Annotated in this window: 16 protein-coding genes and 1 tRNA gene; 8 read left to right on the top strand and 9 right to left on the bottom strand. The window is 68.8% G+C overall.

Annotated elements, in window-relative coordinates:
- Positions 1-85 (bottom strand) — tRNA-Ser (locus CJZ78_RS02510).
- A 65-nt stretch (positions 86-150) separates the two neighbouring features.
- Positions 151-2,517, bottom strand: coding sequence for a ribonucleoside-triphosphate reductase, adenosylcobalamin-dependent (gene nrdJ / locus CJZ78_RS02505; RefSeq protein ID WP_198953816.1), 2,367 nt, complete (start codon positions 2,515-2,517; stop codon positions 151-153).
- A 129-nt stretch (positions 2,518-2,646) separates the two neighbouring features.
- On the opposite strand from nrdJ, the gene CJZ78_RS02500 reads away from it, so the two are divergent.
- The 5 genes from CJZ78_RS02500 to CJZ78_RS02480 all read left to right on the top strand — a co-directional run bounded on the left by CJZ78_RS02500 (position 2,647) and on the right by CJZ78_RS02480 (position 6,717).
- The gene (locus CJZ78_RS02500; RefSeq protein WP_094559321.1) at positions 2,647-3,321 is read left to right on the top strand and encodes a trans-aconitate 2-methyltransferase; all 675 of its coding nucleotides are present in this window, start codon (positions 2,647-2,649) and stop codon (positions 3,319-3,321) included.
- Positions 3,322-3,342: 21 nt separating this feature from the next.
- Positions 3,343-4,971: a peptide chain release factor 3 gene (locus CJZ78_RS02495; protein ID WP_094559460.1), complete on the top strand. Its 1,629-nt coding sequence runs from the start codon at positions 3,343-3,345 to the stop codon at positions 4,969-4,971.
- A 65-nt stretch (positions 4,972-5,036) separates the two neighbouring features.
- Positions 5,037-5,276 (top strand): hypothetical protein, encoded by a 240-nt coding sequence (locus CJZ78_RS02490; protein ID WP_094559320.1) that lies wholly within the window; start codon positions 5,037-5,039, stop codon positions 5,274-5,276.
- 68 nt (positions 5,277-5,344) lie between these two features.
- Complete coding sequence (locus CJZ78_RS02485) at positions 5,345-6,034, top strand: CPP1-like family protein (protein ID WP_094559319.1); 690 nt, start codon at positions 5,345-5,347, stop codon at positions 6,032-6,034.
- Positions 6,035-6,078: 44 nt separating this feature from the next.
- Complete coding sequence (locus CJZ78_RS02480) at positions 6,079-6,717, top strand: hypothetical protein (RefSeq protein ID WP_143592830.1); 639 nt, start codon at positions 6,079-6,081, stop codon at positions 6,715-6,717.
- On the opposite strand, the gene hslO is transcribed toward CJZ78_RS02480, so the two are convergent.
- Both hslO and CJZ78_RS02470 read right to left on the bottom strand, forming a co-directional pair.
- Positions 6,704-7,618 (bottom strand): Hsp33 family molecular chaperone HslO, encoded by a 915-nt coding sequence (gene hslO / locus CJZ78_RS02475; protein ID WP_094559317.1) that lies wholly within the window; start codon positions 7,616-7,618, stop codon positions 6,704-6,706. The genes CJZ78_RS02480 and hslO overlap by 14 nt on opposite strands.
- Entirely contained in the window at positions 7,615-8,274 is a 660-nt protein-coding gene (locus CJZ78_RS02470; RefSeq protein WP_094559316.1) for an ABC transporter ATP-binding protein, read from the bottom strand. Before CJZ78_RS02470 ends, hslO begins: the two co-directional genes overlap by 4 nt.
- Before the next feature lie 62 nt (positions 8,275-8,336).
- Here CJZ78_RS02470 and CJZ78_RS02465 point away from each other — a divergent pair, with 62 nt between their 5' ends.
- Together CJZ78_RS02465 and CJZ78_RS02460 are read left to right on the top strand one after the other, a co-directional pair.
- Positions 8,337-8,867, top strand: coding sequence for a DUF3531 family protein (locus CJZ78_RS02465; protein ID WP_094559315.1), 531 nt, complete (start codon positions 8,337-8,339; stop codon positions 8,865-8,867).
- An 8-nt stretch (positions 8,868-8,875) separates the two neighbouring features.
- Positions 8,876-9,658: a 16S rRNA (uracil(1498)-N(3))-methyltransferase gene (locus CJZ78_RS02460; protein WP_094559314.1), complete on the top strand. Its 783-nt coding sequence runs from the start codon at positions 8,876-8,878 to the stop codon at positions 9,656-9,658.
- Here the strand turns inward: CJZ78_RS02460 and CJZ78_RS02455 are convergent.
- Positions 9,655-10,056, bottom strand: coding sequence for a hypothetical protein (locus CJZ78_RS02455; RefSeq protein WP_094559313.1), 402 nt, complete (start codon positions 10,054-10,056; stop codon positions 9,655-9,657). The genes CJZ78_RS02460 and CJZ78_RS02455 overlap by 4 nt on opposite strands.
- Before the next feature lie 100 nt (positions 10,057-10,156).
- Between CJZ78_RS02455 and CJZ78_RS02450 the strand changes: the two genes are divergently transcribed.
- Positions 10,157-10,993, top strand: coding sequence for a DUF92 domain-containing protein (locus CJZ78_RS02450; protein WP_233128420.1), 837 nt, complete (start codon positions 10,157-10,159; stop codon positions 10,991-10,993).
- On the opposite strand, the gene CJZ78_RS02445 is transcribed toward CJZ78_RS02450, so the two are convergent.
- The 4 genes from CJZ78_RS02445 to CJZ78_RS02430 form a co-directional block, all read right to left on the bottom strand.
- Complete coding sequence (locus tag CJZ78_RS02445; RefSeq protein ID WP_158217021.1) at positions 10,912-11,802, bottom strand: sigma-70 family RNA polymerase sigma factor; 891 nt, start codon at positions 11,800-11,802, stop codon at positions 10,912-10,914. The two genes, CJZ78_RS02450 and CJZ78_RS02445, sit on opposite strands and share 82 nt — an antisense overlap.
- A 210-nt stretch (positions 11,803-12,012) precedes the next feature.
- Positions 12,013-12,693 carry a GDSL-type esterase/lipase family protein gene (locus CJZ78_RS02440; RefSeq protein ID WP_094559458.1) on the bottom strand — a complete coding sequence of 227 codons (681 nt, stop codon included), beginning with the start codon at positions 12,691-12,693 and terminating at the stop codon, positions 12,013-12,015.
- Complete coding sequence (locus tag CJZ78_RS02435) at positions 12,650-14,236, bottom strand: phosphonate ABC transporter (RefSeq protein ID WP_094559311.1); 1,587 nt, start codon at positions 14,234-14,236, stop codon at positions 12,650-12,652. The genes CJZ78_RS02440 and CJZ78_RS02435 overlap by 44 nt, the downstream gene beginning before the upstream one ends.
- Positions 14,233-14,976 carry an ATP-binding cassette domain-containing protein gene (locus tag CJZ78_RS02430; protein ID WP_094559310.1) on the bottom strand — a complete coding sequence of 248 codons (744 nt, stop codon included), beginning with the start codon at positions 14,974-14,976 and terminating at the stop codon, positions 14,233-14,235. Before CJZ78_RS02430 ends, CJZ78_RS02435 begins: the two co-directional genes overlap by 4 nt.
- Positions 14,977-15,043 lie beyond the last annotated feature (67 nt).

Below are 15,043 nucleotides of genomic sequence, written 5' to 3'. Positions count from 1 at the left end.
CGGAGAGGGTGGGATTCGAACCCACGGTGCCTTTCGGCACGCCGGTTTTCAAGACCGGAGCCATCAACCACTCGACCACCTCTCCAGGTGCAAGGTGCGGCTGCTGCCGCACCTCTTTCTATTTTCTCATGGTGGGAGGTCTGGACTCGTTCAGTTGTTGCTCGGCTTCGCAAGAGGCAGCAGGCACTTGTCGGAGTCGCAGCCGGCCGGACCGGCTTCCACCAATTCGCCGCGGTCGTAGCGCTGCAGGGCTTCGAAGAAGCAATCGGTGCGCCGCCGCGCTGCCACCTCGGCATTGAGGCGCAGGTAGGTGGCGTGGTCGATCGGCTCAAACGGCAGCCGCGGGAAGGTGGCGTTGGCATCAAACCGGGCTAGCAGGGCCGCGGAGATGTAGCCCTCGCCGTTGTCGATCGCCTGGTGGATGGCATCGGCCAGAGGTTCGATCTCATTTTCGCGGAACTCCACCGTGGCACTGGTGTTGTGGGCTGTGTAGTGCTTCTGCACCTGCATGTAGAAGTCGAACTGGGCCAGGGCGGAGAAGTTGTTGATCTCCACCGCATCAGCGCCGGGGATGTTGGCCCAGCTCACTTCCGTTGGGATCTCCACCAGCCACTCGGTGCAGCGGGGATCGAACGGATCGTCCAGCAGGCGGCCCTGCTCGTCTTTGTCGCTCTGGCTCGGCACGATCGTGTAGCCGTAGTCCATGCAGGCCAGCGCCACCGGATCGTTCTTGCGGAAGGTGATGCGGCGGATGAAACGCTGGGCCTTGGGGGGGTGCCAGCCGGGGGAGGCGCCGGTGAGCAGGCTCTTGGTGCCGGCCGGCTGCACGGTGGTGCAGCGGTTGGGGCGCCGTAGGCCGTGGCGATCGCAGTAATCCCACACGGCCTCGTTGACGATCTCCTTCCAGCGGCTGAGGAATTCGGCCTCCTTGGCCTTGAAGGCCAGGCCCGCTTCCGTGTTGGGGCGGCCCGCTTCCCACCACTGCAGCCAGGGGGTGCCGAAGGCGTGCACGAAGAAGTCGAACAGACCGGTGAAGCTCACGCCCACGATCGGGTCCCAGGCGCGGCTCTGGCGGTAGCGCTCCACCTCGAAGCGGTGGTTGAGCAGGCAGGCCACGGCCAGGCCGCCGGCGCGGAAGGCCTCCTCCTGGGCGACCAGGTCGGCTGGATCGATCTGGTTGAGGTGAATCTCCGCCAGGTTGCAGTGGAAGTCGGCGCCGAGGATTTCGCCGCAGGGGTTGAGGCCGTAGCGCCCCAGGCGGTGCTCCAGCTCAGCGGCGCTGATGTCGGGGTGGTGGGTGGTGAGCCAGCGGCCGGCTTGCTCGCGGCCCTGGTCGCAGTAGATGCCGATGAACTCCGTGCGCAGTTCGGGGGTGGTCAGCAGGTCGGCGTTGGAGCGGGCAATGGCCTCAGGCGCGAACTGGATTGCGCCCTCCCCGCTCTGGAACTGCTTGATCACGGCCTCCAGCACCGTCTCCCGTGAGGGGCGGCTGTGGAAGACACGGGTGTGGTTGGCCATGCGCAGGGCGTCGCGTTCTGGATCGATGCTCCAGTTGCCCTCGCTGTCCTGCTGCCAGAGGTTCTCCTTGGCGCCGGCGGCGGAGTTGTCTTCAGCACTGAATTGGCGCATGCCGGCGCTGCGACGGATGTTGCCGGCCACGATCGTGACGGCGGCCTCATCGATCAGCAGGCAGCACTCCACCGAGGTGAGCTGGCGGCCCTGGGCCTTGTTGAGGATCTGGGCCACCCGGCCGTAGAGATCCTTCAGCTTCACCGGGTTGGCCATGCCGCCGAAGCCCTTGAGGGTTTCGCCGACCGGGCGCACATCAGAGAGATCAACGGCGATCTCAATCGGACTGTTGGCGTCGAAGCGCGCGTCGCTGCAGAGGTTGAGCAGCAGCTGGTAGCTGTCCACCCAGCCGCGACGGGTGTCGCCCACCTTGATCGCCACCCGGTTGCCCTCGATGGTGTGGCTGGTGTGGTCCTGGCGCTGATCCGCTGGGGTGGCACCGATGTCGGTGACGCCGGTGACGCTGAGGCGATTGCGGACCGCCGGCAGACGGTTGATCAGATGGGGCTCAATGATGGCGCCGGTGCCGCAGCCCATCATCGCCAGGTCCATCATTAACCCGAAGGCTTCCCAGTCCACCAGGTTGGTGGAGGTGCAGTTGTAGGAGCCGGAGAAGTTTTCGCTGCGCTCGATCCATTCAGTGCCACCGATCCACAGCCAGCGGCCGGAGGGCAGGGCCTTCTGCTGCTGCTGCATGCGGCACAGCAGGTCCACTTCCGCATCGTTCAGATCACCCAGGCGGCGCAGTCCGCCGAGGTTGCGCTCGGCCACCTGATGCCAGCTCTCCCGGCCAGTTTCGGTTTTGCGGCTGTAGGTGCGATAGAAGACCGGATTGGCTGCAGGAGCGGTGGCCGGAAAGTCTTGGGCTGCGCCCGCCGGTCTGCCGCTGGGGGCGGCAAAGGCCTTCTCAGCACTGGCGGCTGTGGGGGGCGTAGCGGAGAGGGTCACAGGTGGTATGGCCTGATGGTGAGCTGAACCATAACGCCACCAGTGGGGTGTGCAAGACAGCGTTGACACCAGCAACAGTGCGCGGCCCCGCCGGCGCCCCCAGACTGGCAAGGCAGGTGTGGTGTGCCGATGCAGCGAATCCCCGAGTCGGAATTGATGAATGGGGCCGACCAGGTGCAGGCCTATGGCGCCGCCGATTTCGACGCCTCCGACCAGGCGATGCTGGATCGCCTATCGGCGCTCTGCGGCGGTGATCCCGGCGGGCGGCTGGTGGATCTGGGCTGCGGCCCCGGCAACATCAGCCTCCGCCTGGCTCGGCGCTGGCCGCTGGCGCGCGTGCTCGGACTCGATGGCGCGCCGCGGATGCTGGCCCTGGCCCAGGAGCGGCTTGCGGCTGAGCCTGGGCTGGCAGAACGGCTGCAGTTTCAGCAGGCACTGCTGCCCCTGGCCGAGCCGGGCCCCCTGGCCGCTGCCTTCTCGGCGGTGGTGAGCAACAGCCTGTTGCACCATCTGCATGATCCGGGGGGGCTTTGGCGGGCCGTGGCCCAGCTGGCAGCACCAGGGGCCTTTGTGGTTGTGCAGGATCTGCGCCGCCCTGCCAGCCCCGCGGCGGTGGAGGCCCTGGTGGCCGAGCAGATGGGGGGTGCCCCGGAGGTGTTGCGCCACGACTACCGGGCCTCCCTGCATGCCGCCTTCACGCCTGAGGAGGTGGTGGGGCAGCTTGAGCAGGCGGGATTGGCGGGACAGCTGCAGGTGGCGCCGCGGCAGCAGCGCTACCTGGAGGTGTGGGGGCGCATCGCGTGAATGGCCTGGCAGGCTGACCCCATGACGAGCTCTCCCGAACTGGCGGCCTTGGCCGAGGCCGTGGCCCGGCGCCGCAATTTCGCAATCATTTCCCACCCGGACGCGGGCAAGACCACCCTCACCGAAAAGCTGCTGCTTTACGGCGGTGCCATCCAGCAAGCCGGTGCCGTGAAGGCCAAGGGGGAGCAGCGGAAGGTGACCTCCGACTGGATGGAGCTGGAGAAACAGCGCGGCATCTCGATCACCTCCACCGTGCTGCAGTTCGACTACTCGGGCAGCACGGTCAACCTGCTCGACACCCCAGGCCACCAGGACTTCTCCGAAGACACCTATCGCACCCTTGCGGCCGCCGACAACGCGGTGATGCTCGAGGACGCGGCCAAGGGGCTCGAGCCCCAGACCCGCAAATTGTTTGAGGTGTGCCGGATGCGGAGCATCCCGATCTTCACCTTCATCAACAAGATGGACCGGCCGGGCCGGGAGCCGCTCGAACTGATCGATGAGATCGAGCAGGAGCTGGGCCTGGCCTGCTGGCCGGTGAACTGGCCGATCGGCAGCGGCGACCGCTTCCGCGGTGTGATCGACCGGCGCAGCCATGACGTGATCCTGTTTGAGCGGGCCGAGCGGGGACGCCAGAGCGAGGAAAAGGTGCTGTCGGTGCAGGAGGCCCGCGACTCAGGTGCCGTGGAGCCGGAACTGCTGGCTCAGGCCCTGGAGGAACTGGAGTTGCTGGAGGGGGCTGGTGCCGACCTCGACCTGGAGCTGGTGCATGCCGGTGAGCTCAGCCCCGTGTTTTTCGGCTCGGCCATGACCAACTTCGGCGTGCGGCCGTTTCTCGATGCCTTTCTGGAGCTGGCCCAAAAACCCATCGCCCGCGCCAGCAGCGCCGGTGAAATTGAGCCGGTGGCGGCGGGTTTCAGCGGTTTTGTGTTCAAGCTGCAGGCCAACATGGATCCCCGCCACCGCGACCGGGTGGCGTTTGTGCGGGTGTGCTCCGGCAAGTTTGAAAAGGACATGACGGTGCAGCACGCCCGCACCGGCAAGGCGATTCGCCTCTCGCGCCCCCAGAAGCTGTTCGGCCAGGACCGCGAGGTGGTGGAGGACGCCTACCCCGGCGATGTGATCGGCCTGAACAACCCCGGCATGTTCGCCATCGGCGACACCCTCTATCTCGGCCCCAAGGTGGAATACGAGGGCATTCCCTGCTTCAGCCCTGAGATCTTCGCCTGGCTGCGCAACCCCAACCCTTCGGCCTTCAAGAGCTTCCGCAAGGGGGTGAACGAGCTGCGGGAGGAGGGAGCGGTGCAGATCCTCTACGACACCGACGAGAGCAAGCGCGATCCGATCCTGGCGGCGGTGGGCCAGCTGCAGCTCGAGGTGGTCCAGTACCGCCTCGAGCATGAATACGGCGTGCAGACGCGCCTGGAGCCCCTGGGCTTCGCGGTGGCCCGCTGGGTGGTGGGTGGCTGGAGCGAGCTTGAAAAGGTGGGGCGGATTTTCAACTGCAAAACCGTGCGCGACGCCTGGAGGCGGCCGGTGCTGCTGTTCAAGAACGACTGGAACCTCAACCAGCTCTTGGAGGAGCATCCGGAGCTGGAGTTGAGCGCCGTGGCGCCGGTGGTGAGTGGGGTTGAGCCGATCGGGCTCTAGGGGCAGGTGGGTCCACGGCCAGCCAGGGAGCGCGCCAAACTGATGCGTAACAAACCATTACAGCGATGCCCAAGCCGCTCTGGCTGGTGCGTCCCCGCCCGGACGGGGGCTGCGATTACGTGAGTTTCCTGCCCGCCCAGGGACCCATCGGTGCGACCACCGTGGAGATGCGGGAGGGGAGCCACCTTCCCCCCCAGTTGCCCCTGCTCAAGCACCGCAAGCGCCTCGGTGCAGAAGAGGCGGAACACTGCCGCCGCCGTTTGCAGCTCGAAGCGGGTTTCCGCTGCAGTGAGCCCCTTTTTTAGCCAAGTCTCGATACGCTCTAGTCCAGGCAACGTCCTGCGATCTCCCTGGTGCCGCGGCGCGGCTCGTCATGACCCAACGCTCCGATCAGCCCTCTCCGGCGGCCGACCCCTCGGGCCCCTATGAGCGGTTGGGTGTTTCGTCTGATGCCAGTTTCGATGCGGTGCAGGCTGCCAAACTGGCCCGCCTTGAGGAGGTAGGCGATGACACGATGGCCCGCTCCCGCATTGAGGCGGCCTACGACGCTGTGTTGATGGAGCGGCTCAAGGAGCGTCAACAGGGCCGTGTCAGCAGTGCCGCCAAATCCGCCTCCCAGCGCGAACAATTGGCCCCGCCACCGCCGCAGTTGGCGGTGCCGGCGCTGCCCCAGCTGCCCCTGCCTCGGATGGCAGCGCCCCAGCTCAAGTTGCCGGGCCTCGCCTTGGCCAGTGGCCGGGAGCGGTGGTTCCCGCTGGCGACCGCCGGGGTGTTGCTGCTCCTGCTGCTGTTGGCTCCGGGTTTCCCCCCGGATCTGGTGCTAGCCCTGGCCACTGCCATGGCGGTGATCAACCTGCAGTGGCGGAATCGCCGCTTTCTGGCAGCTGTGGGCTGGGGCTTTGGCCTGCTCTGCCTTGGCCTGTTGGTTGGAGCGATTCTGGCCGGTGCCCTCTCCACCAGCCTGCCCCTGGGCCTGCCTCTGACGCCCCTGCAGGTTCAGAGCCTGCCGGCTCTGCTGCTGTTGCTGCTGGGGGCCCTGTTGATCGGTAACGAGCGCAGCTGAGCACCATGCACGGTCTGGGCCCAGTTGTTGATTCAGCGGGCTGGGTGGCCGTCGCCCAGTTGCCGTTCGGCGATGGCGAGGCCCAGCTGTTCGACAACCTGGATGAGCTGCACGAGAGGCTCTCGCTGGCGATGAACCTGCGTCGGCTCGAGCCCTGCGCCAACCGCGTGACGCTGGCCCAGCGCTCGGCCCTGCGCCTGGTGGGTGACATCGGCCTTACGGCGATGGCCTGCACGCCCACGGCTGCCCTGGTGGATGACCACCACGAGGCCGTGATGGCGTTTCTGCAGCTCGGCCGGATCGACTACCGCATTGGTGGTCGCTCGTTTTCGGCTGAAGCGGGCCGCTCGCTCATGTATCTGCCGGGCGAGGCGATGAAGGTGCGCACCCACCCTCACGTTGGCATTGCCTACAACCTCAATCGGCCCCTCTTAGCGCGTTATCTGGTGGAGCAGGATCGCGCCCTCAGCCTGGAGCGAGCCCTGCTCGACCTGCATCGGCCTTGGCAGGTTGACCTGCGCGATCCGGACACCCGCTCTGCCCTGCAACATCTGAACCTGATCATTCGCCTGCTGGATGGCACCGGTGAGATGGTGCCGGGCCAGTCGATCCTCTCGTTATTGGAGGACCGGATCTACCAGGCCACGGCCCAGCTGCTGCTTCCCGCCATCAGGCGGGGGTGAGCTCGTCGATCAGCTCCTGGAGCTCGCCTCCACCCACCTCGTACACCGCGCTGCAGAAGTGGCAGGTGAGTTCAGCCTTGCCGTCTTCGGCCAGCATGGCGCTGAGTTCGTCGTGGCCCAGCAGCTTGAGGGCACCGACGCTGCGCTCGCGGCTGCAGGGGCAGTGGAAGCGCACCGGCGTGCAGGCTGCACGGTCGTCGAGAGGTTGGGGATCGAGGTCGGGGAAGATGTCCTCCAGCAGGCTATGCAGCTGCCCCTCGCAGGCGGCCAGCCGCTGGCTGAAGTGCTGCACCTCGCGGCAGCGCTCTTCCAGCAGGGCCACCAGGGCCGGTTCCCGGGCAGCCTTGGGCAGCACCTGCACCAGCACGCCACCGCTGCAGCGCACGCCGCTGCTGTCGATCTGCTCGCCGACGAACACCGCCGAGGGGGTTTGCTCCGAATGCAGCAGGTAGGAGGCCAGATCGTCGCCGATGCCACCGCTCACCAGCTCAACGGTGGAGCTGAACGGCTCGCCTTCGCCCAGATCCCGCACCACGTGGAGATAGCCGGTGCCGGTGGCGGTGCGGAAATCGAAGTGATGCAGCCCGTCGGGCTCGCTCACCAGATCCAGCTCCAGGCCGGGATGGCCCACATAGCCGCGCACGCTGCCGTCGCGGCCCGCATCCACCATCAGCCCCCGCAGCGGGCCGTCCGACTGGATGCGCAGGTTGACGCGGCCATGGGCCACCTTCATCGAGCTGGCCAGCAGCAGCCCCGCCGTCATGGCACGGCCCAGCAGGGCCGTGGTGAGGAAGGAGAGGCCGTGGCGCTCCTGGGCGGTGCGGCTGGTGTGGGTGGTGCTCACCGCCACCATCCGGATGCCCCCGCCGGCGGCCGTGGCCCGCAGCAGCTGATCGCTCAAGGCTCGCCGTTTCGATGTGAAGGCATCGTACGGAGCTCACTCAGCTGGCCCGCCTCCAGCCGCCAGCCCCCATCGATCACGCCTCTGAACAGCTCGGGTTCGTGGGTCACCACCAGCACGGCCCGCTCCTCGGCCAGGGCGGCCAGCAGCTCCAGCACCTCGCGTCGCACGGCCCAGTCGAGGCCGGCGGTGGGCTCATCCAGCAGCAGCACCTGAGGATTGCGCAACAGCTGCACTGCCAGGGCGAGCCGCCGCTGCTGGCCGCCGCTGAGCTGCTCTGGCGCCTGCTGCAGCGAGAGGCCCTCCAGCCCCACCAGCTGCAGTGCGTTCTGGGCCTGCTCGGCCGTCAGCCGCCGGTGGCCGAGCTTGAGCTCCTGGCCCACGCTGAGGCCGAGGAAATGGCGCTCCGGAAATTGAAACACCAGGCCGCACAGCCAGCGGCGTTGGCGGCCGTTGAGGGGCTGTCCATCCCAGAGCAGCTGGCCGGCGGAGGCCTCGGCCAGGCCGCTGATCACCTCCAATAGGGTCGTTTTGCCACTGCCGCTGCGGCCGGCCACCAGCACGGCGCGGCCCACCGGCAGGGTCAAGTTGACGCCTTTGAGCACCGGTTCCTGCGCCGTAGCGGGCTGATAGCAGACGTTGCGCAGCTCGAGCATCGACCCAGCATGCCGCCGGGCGTGTTTGATGGAGCCAGTCTTCCCCCCGATCCCGCTCTGCCATGGAGGTGCGCTTCCGCGAGTTCAACCCCTTTAATTGCTGGATCTGGATGCGCTTCCCCCATCCCCTGGGCTCAGGGGAGCGGGGCTATCTGGAAACCGCTTTCGACAGCTGGTTTTTCCTGGGCAAGCTGGGCGGCTTCAACGCCGAAAACCTCCAAGCCCATGAGGAGGGGGAGGAGCTGGGCTGGATGGCCTACAGCCATGAGGCGGCAGCGTCCGCCTTGCCGGCCCTGATGCACAACATGGGCCCGATGGAATACCAGGACGACTGGGCCCGCTGTTGGGTGGACCTGGGCACCAGCGATGCCTTCGCCCTGGATGTGTTGATCAATGCTCTGGGTCAGCTCAACAACGACGTGCTGGAGATCGAGGAGTTGCTGATCGGCGGCCTCAATGACGACTGGCCGATTGAGGAGCAGCCCGAAGCGATGTTTGCGGGCCTGGATGCCATCGATGATCAGGACGAGCACGCCGACGAGGACGCTGACGCTGAGGAAGAAGATGCGTCCGGCAACGAGGCCTGGAGCTAGCCGGCGCTGTGGCTCGCGAACTGCGACGCCTGCTGATCGCCCCGGAGCGCCTGGCTGCTGCTGCGGCTGGATCGGGCGCCCTGGCCCTCAGCCTCGAACGGGCCGAGGGCCACTACCTCGGCCGCGTGTTGCGGTTGCGCCCCGGCGATCGCTTCGCGGTGGTGGACGGGGCCGGCCGGCTCTGGAGTGCGGTGTTGCAAGCCAACGATCGCGCCCAACTGGAGCAACTCCTGGCGGCTCCGTTGCAGATGGAGCCGCCGCCGGCGGTGCCCCTGGAGCTGGCGGTGGCCCTGCCCCGGCGGGATGCCGATGTGCTGCTGCGCATGGTCTGCGAACTGGGGATCGACCGGCTGATCCCCCTGCAGGCCGAGCGGAGCGTCGACCCCGAACCCCTCACGCCTGGCCGCTCAGGCACCATCCTGCGGGAGGCGCTGGAGCAATGCGAGCGGCTCTGGCTGCCCGTGCTGGCCCCATCGCTGCCGGCTCAGGAGCTGCTGGGGGGGCCACCGCCAGGCGGCCCAGGCCGGGGATGGCTCTGCACCACACGCCAGAGCAGCACGCCCCTGTTGGCGGAGGCGTTGGCAGATCTCGGTTCCACACCCGATGGCCTGCCAGGAGCCCTGACGGTGGCGATTGGACCGGAGGGTGGTTGGACGTCGCAGGAAGAGGACCTGGCCCGGGAGCACGGCTGGCAAGCCGTGAGCCTGGGCGACACAATACTGCGCTGCAGCACGGCCGCCGTGGCTGCAGCAGCCCTGCTCAGCCACTGGCGTGCCCAGCGGTTGCCCTAGTTGCGGAACATGCCGGAGGCCATCTCCTTGAAGCCGGCCAGGTTGGCGCCAGCCAGGCGGCGGCGGCTGCGCAGGGTGTTGGCCGGATTGAGGCAGTCGGGGGCAAAGGTGGCGTTGCTGGGCGGGGGCAGGGCCTCCTGGGCCGCCCGCAGCTCAGCGGCAATGGCTTCGGCCGTGGTGAGGCGGCTGCTGCCGGCGGCGGCCTCTGCGCTGGGGGACGCCTGGCTGGGCGCGGGGGTAGCCGCGGTGATTGTGACCGGCGCGCTCTGGCCTTCGGCTGACTTGGCTGGTGGTGTTTTGGGTTGCTGGGCTTTGGGTTCGGCGATGGCCACCTTGGCCGGTTCGGCGCCTTCACTGCCCAGGTCTAGGAAGAAGGAGGCCTTGCGGTTGAACACCATCACGGCAGCAGCGTCGTAGGTCGATTATCCGCTGCCCCGCTCCCCAGCTGCGTCACCGGTCGCGCTGTGCAACACACTTTGATGGCGCCGTCGCCGCCCCGTGCCGATCCCCGCCCCAGCCCTGGTGGCCCCCCAGACCTGGAGCCACTGGTTGGTGGCCCTGGCCCTGAACACCCTGTTGATCGGCGTGGCCCAGCGCCTGCCCCTGCTCACCCGGGCTGGCTGGGTGCACGCCGGCATCCTCGGCAGCCTGCTGTGGGGCTGCCTTGGGCTGAAGGGTTGGCTGGCGGTGGTGCTCTATTTGGCCCTGGGATCCCTGGTGACCCGCCTCGGCTTCCGCACCAAGCAGGCCCGCGGTCTGGCGGAGGGGCGCGGTGGGGTACGGGGTCCGGAGAACGTCTGGGGTTCGGCGGCCACCGGCGCCCTGCTGGCGATGGCGGCGGTGCTGGCGCCGCCGTCTTGGCAGCCCTTGCTGTTGCTCGGCTTTGCCGCCAGCTTCGCCGCCAAGTTGGCCGACACCTGCGGCAGCGAGATCGGCAAGCGCTGGGGGCGCCACACGGTGCTGATCACCTCCCTGCGTCCCGTGCCGCCGGGCACCGAAGGGGCGATCAGCCTCGAGGGCACCGCCGCCAGCCTCGCGGGCAGCGGCCTGATGGCGGCGCTGATGCTCGTGCTCGGCCTGGGGGCTGGCAGTTGGGTCAGCACCAGTTCGGTCAGTTCCAGTGCCGTCAACCCAGGAGCCGTCTGGCTGCTGATCACCCTGGTGGGACTGGCGGCCACCCTGATTGAAAGCCTGATCGGCGCCAGTGCCCAGCAGCGCTGGGCCTGGCTTAGCAACGAACTGGTGAATGGGATTCAGACGGCGATTGCCGCCCTGCTCGCCATGGCACTGGCTCCGCTGCTGCTGGCTCCGCTGGTGCTGGCGGCGGCCTCCTGAAGCCAAGCCAGCAGGGCATCCCCCCGGACCCTGGCCTGGCGACTGGTGAGCCGCAGCTCAAGGGCCAGCTCGCTCCAGCTCAGGCCCTCCATCCAGCGCCCCTCCAGCAGCCGCTGCTCCAGCTGGTTGAGGCGGGTGAGCTGGCTGTGCAACCAGCGGCACTGCAGCTGCTGCTCTGAGTCTGCGTCTGTGTCTGATTCGGTGTCTGGTTCGGTGTGGGGTGTTGCTCCTGCTGTTGCCCAGCCTGTTGAACAACCCGTTGCACAACCCGCTGTGCTGTCGGCGTCATGGGTGGTGCTGCCAGCGGCCAGTTGATCCAGAAGGCAGCCAGCCTCCTCACCATCGCTGCCGGACAGCGGGGCATCGAGGCTGCGCACCTGCAGGGCTCGCTGGACCGCTGCGGCCTCCTGGAGCTGGGTCGGGGTGCAGCCAAGCTCCTCGGCGAGCTGGGCCGTTTGCAGGGGAGCCAGACCCTGGCCGCGGCGCTGCTCCTGCAGGCGCCGGGCCCGTTGCTGCAGTTCCCGCAGCCGCCGCGGTGTGTGTAGCGGTTGGCCGTGGTCGCGCACGTCGTGGCGCATGGCCCCTTCGATGTAGGGCACGGCGAAGCTGCTGAAGTTGCAGCGCTGGCGCAGGTCGAAGGCCTCCACGGCCCGGATCAGGCCAAAGCCTCCGGCCGACACTAGGTCGTCGAAGGGCTGGCCACTGCGGCGGGTGTGGCGCTGGGCCACCATGCGCACCAGGGCCAGGTTGTGCTCCACCAGGGCATTGCGCCACAGCAGTCGGGTGGTGGCGTCGGGGCTGGCTGCCATGGCTTCGAGCCAGCTGCGGTTGCGCGCGTGAAGTTCGGATGCGGCGAGTGTTGATGCGGTGGGCTTGGGAGCAAGAGACTGGGGAGCGGGGACCTTCGGAGCGGGTGCCATGGAGGGCGAGACGTCGGTGTTTTCACCGTCGCCGCGGTGCCCCAACCGTCGCTTCCCCCGCGCGGGGGACTTGCGCTCACCCAAATGGGGGATCGCCCCTCAGTAGGCCAGAGGCGTCTGGCCGTGCAGGGGCTGCAGATCTGCCCAGGTCAGCAGGGCCGGCCAGTTGCGCACCCGCTCATACACCTGACGATGCCCGTCGCTGTTGAGATGCAGGCCATCGCTGCTCAGCCACTGAGGCCAGTCGGGATCGGCCAGCAATCCCTTCAGCAGGGGGAGGAACGGCACGTCGGCTTCCAGGCAGGCCTCCTCCAGCAGGCCCTCGTAGCGGCGGATGTCGGCTAGGGAATACCAGAGCACGTCGGCGTAGGGCATGGCGGCCTCCTCCACCGGTGTAAGCCCGATCACGTGCACCGGGGCGATCGCTCGGGCCTGTTGCAGCAGCTGCTGCAGGCCAAACAAAAAGCCCTCGGCATCGAGCTGGGGCCGGCCATCAGCCCGTCCCACCCGGGCCGTGTCGTTGAGCCCGATCCCCAGCAGGATTCCCTGGGGCTGCTGGCGCCGCAGCTCTCCGCGGCAACCCACTTCGGCGCTCAAGCGAGCAGCCAGCCGCTCCAGCCCGTCGCCCCGCACGCCCAGGTTGTAGAGCACCGGGCCGCCCGGCAGGTCCATCCAATGGCGCCGCAGCCGCTCGCACCAGCCCCCCTCCAGCGGGTCGCCCCAGCCGAACACACCGCTATCGCCAAGCGCCACCAGCTTCCTGGGGATGGCCATCACCATGGGGGGTCTCCAACAGCCACAGGCGGGCGCGATCGCTCAGATCTTCCCCCAGCAGCGTCAGCAACGCATAGGCCAGCACCAGCGCCAGCAGCTGGTCGCCGGCAAACGAACTGAGGGCCTCGAGCAGCTGGCTGCCCAGACCGGTGGCGCCCACCAGACCCACCACCACCGATTCCCGCAGGATCACGTCGGCCCGGTAGGCGCCGTAGGCCAGGTAGGGGCGGGCCAGGCCACTGAAGCGGCCGTAGAGCAGGGCCAGGCGCGGCCCGCCGCCAGCGGCCAGCAGGGCCTGCTGCTGGTGTGCGCCTGTGGTTTCGGTGGCCTCCAGCAGCAAGCGGCCGAGGATGCCGAGGTTGTGGAACCCCAGGGCCAGGGCGCCGGTGAGCACCCCGGGCTGGAGCACAAACAGCAGCAGCAGGGCGGTCAGCGGTGGCGGCCACAGCCGGCCCAGGGCCCAGAGCCCGCGCACCAGAGCGCCCCCAATCGGCCAGGGCGCGACCACCAACAGCAGCAGGGGTGCCAGCCCCACGGCCAGGGCCGCGGCCAGCACCGTTAACAGCACGGTGTTGGCGATCAGGCCCGGCCAGGGCAGGGCGGCCACGGCACCCCAGTCGGACGGGCCCAGGGGGGGCAGGCCCTGCCACTGCAGCAAGGCGGCGGGCTCTACCTCCAGCTGCCAGGCCACCACCGCCAGCAGCGGCAGCAGGGCCAGACCCGCGGCCACCAACTCGCGCGCTTGCCGTCCCACGGACCGCTGGCGCAGCCCCAGCCGCGCCGGCATGGCCCAGCGGCGCCGCAGCCAGCCCAGCAGCGCTTCGAGCAGCAGCATCAACAGCAGCAGCAGCCACAGGCCGGTCCAGAGCTCACGGAAGGCCAGCGACTGCAGGGTGAGCCGCAGCTCAGTGCCCAGACCCCCCAGGCCGAACACCCCCAGCAGGGTGGCGCTGCGCAGGGCGCACTCGAGGCGATAGCCGCTGTAGCTGATCACCTGGGGCAGCAGCGGCGGCCCCAGGGCCGTGAGCAGGGCCGCCGGGGCCGGGGCTCCGCCAGAGCGCAGGGCCTCCAGGCTCGCGGTGGGCAGGGTGTCGAGCAGGTCGCTGACCACCCTGGCCACCAGGGCCCCGAAAGGAATCGCGATCGCCACCACCGCCACCTCCGGTTGCAGGCCCACCAGCTGCAGCAGCAGCAACCCCCAGAGCAGTTCGTGAAGCGAGCGGGGCAGGGCCAGCAGGCGGCGGATCCAACCGGCCGGGGCGGCACTGCCCGTGCAGGTGCGCCACACCACCCGGGAGCTGGCGATGCCGAGCCCCAGGCCCAGCACCAGGCTGCCGGCCCAGCCCAGCAGAGCGATGCCTGCGGTCACGCCCAGCCCTCCCAGCACCGACCTCAGCACCAGCGGATCAGGGGAGGGCTGCAGCGCTGCCGCCGCAAACTGCCCCACCAGCTCCCAGCCGCCGCCATGGCTGATCCCGGGCAGCAGGGCCAGCACCGGCAGCAGCACCAGGGCGGGCAGCAGCACCCACAGGGGCGCAGCGGGCCTCATGGTTCAGCGCCGGCGTAGAGCGCCTCGAGTTGGCCAGGATCCAGGCTGGCGCAGGGTTGGTCGAAGACCAGACGCCCATCCCGCAGCCCCACCACCCGATCGAAACCCGTCAGCAGGTCGGGGCGGTGCAGGCTCAGCAGCAGGCCCCGCGGCGGGCCGGCCAGCTCCAGCAGCAGGGTGAGCAGATCGGCAGCCAGGCGCGGATCCAGGCTGGCCAGGGGTTCATCGGCCAGCAGCAGCAGCGGCTCCTGGCGCAGCAGCCGGGCCAGGGCCACCCGCTGCCGCTGGCCGCCTGAGAGCGCCGACACCGGTTGGTTGAGCAGGGCCGGATCCAGATCCAGCCGCTGCAGCACCTCTGCGCAGGCCGGGGTGTCCAGGGGCAGCAGCAGGTTGAGCAGGGCCCGCGGCCAGCCCCACGCCGCCAGACGGGCGGCGTTGAGGTTCTGCTGCACCGTCAGCTCCTCGATCAGGCGCAGGTCCTGCCAGAGGGTGCCGATGCGGGCCTGCTGGCGGCGACGGGCGCGGCGGCTGCGGGCCCGGGGTTCGCCCTGCCACCGCACCTGGCCGTGATCCGGCGCGAGCAGGCCGTTGGCCACCGCAATCAAGGTGCTCTTGCCGGCGCCGCTGGGCCCCAAGAGGGCCACCCGCTCGCCGGGCTCTAGCTGCAGCGACACCCCATCCAGCCGCGGCTGGGTGCGCCCCCGCACGGTGATGGACTCCAGGCTCAGCAGGGACGGCAAGGTGAGGTCAGGCCAGGGTGAGTCGATAGACGATCAGCGCCAGGATCAAAGCCACCAGGCTCATCTC

The organism is Synechococcus sp. 8F6 (assembly GCF_002252665.1).
In the GTDB taxonomy this organism is placed as follows: Bacteria; Cyanobacteriota; Cyanobacteriia; order PCC-6307; family Cyanobiaceae; genus Cyanobium_A.
The sequence above is the reverse complement of the archived record's forward strand: the minus strand, read 5'-3'. Positions and strand labels throughout refer to the sequence as shown.

What these genes read in the sequence shown, in the direction of transcription:
- CJZ78_RS02455 (WP_094559313.1), bottom strand. Translation starts at nt 10,056, where the DNA reads ATGGTGTTCAACCGCAAGGCCTCCTTCTTCCTAGACCTGGGCAGTGAA.
- CJZ78_RS02490 (WP_094559320.1), top strand. Translation starts at nt 5,037, where the DNA reads ATGCCCAAGCCGCTCTGGCTGGTGCGTCCCCGCCCGGACGGGGGCTGC.
- CJZ78_RS02500 (WP_094559321.1), top strand. Translation starts at nt 2,647, where the DNA reads ATGCAGCGAATCCCCGAGTCGGAATTGATGAATGGGGCCGACCAGGTG.
- CJZ78_RS02465 (WP_094559315.1), top strand. Translation starts at nt 8,337, where the DNA reads ATGGAGGTGCGCTTCCGCGAGTTCAACCCCTTTAATTGCTGGATCTGG.
- CJZ78_RS02435 (WP_094559311.1), bottom strand. Translation starts at nt 14,236, where the DNA reads ATGAGGCCCGCTGCGCCCCTGTGGGTGCTGCTGCCCGCCCTGGTGCTG.
- CJZ78_RS02445 (WP_158217021.1), bottom strand. Translation starts at nt 11,802, where the DNA reads ATGGCAGCCAGCCCCGACGCCACCACCCGACTGCTGTGGCGCAATGCC.
- CJZ78_RS02470 (WP_094559316.1), bottom strand. Translation starts at nt 8,274, where the DNA reads ATGCTCGAGCTGCGCAACGTCTGCTATCAGCCCGCTACGGCGCAGGAA.
- CJZ78_RS02495 (WP_094559460.1), top strand. Translation starts at nt 3,343, where the DNA reads ATGACGAGCTCTCCCGAACTGGCGGCCTTGGCCGAGGCCGTGGCCCGG.
- CJZ78_RS02485 (WP_094559319.1), top strand. Translation starts at nt 5,345, where the DNA reads ATGACCCAACGCTCCGATCAGCCCTCTCCGGCGGCCGACCCCTCGGGC.
- CJZ78_RS02440 (WP_094559458.1), bottom strand. Translation starts at nt 12,693, where the DNA reads ATGGTGATGGCCATCCCCAGGAAGCTGGTGGCGCTTGGCGATAGCGGT.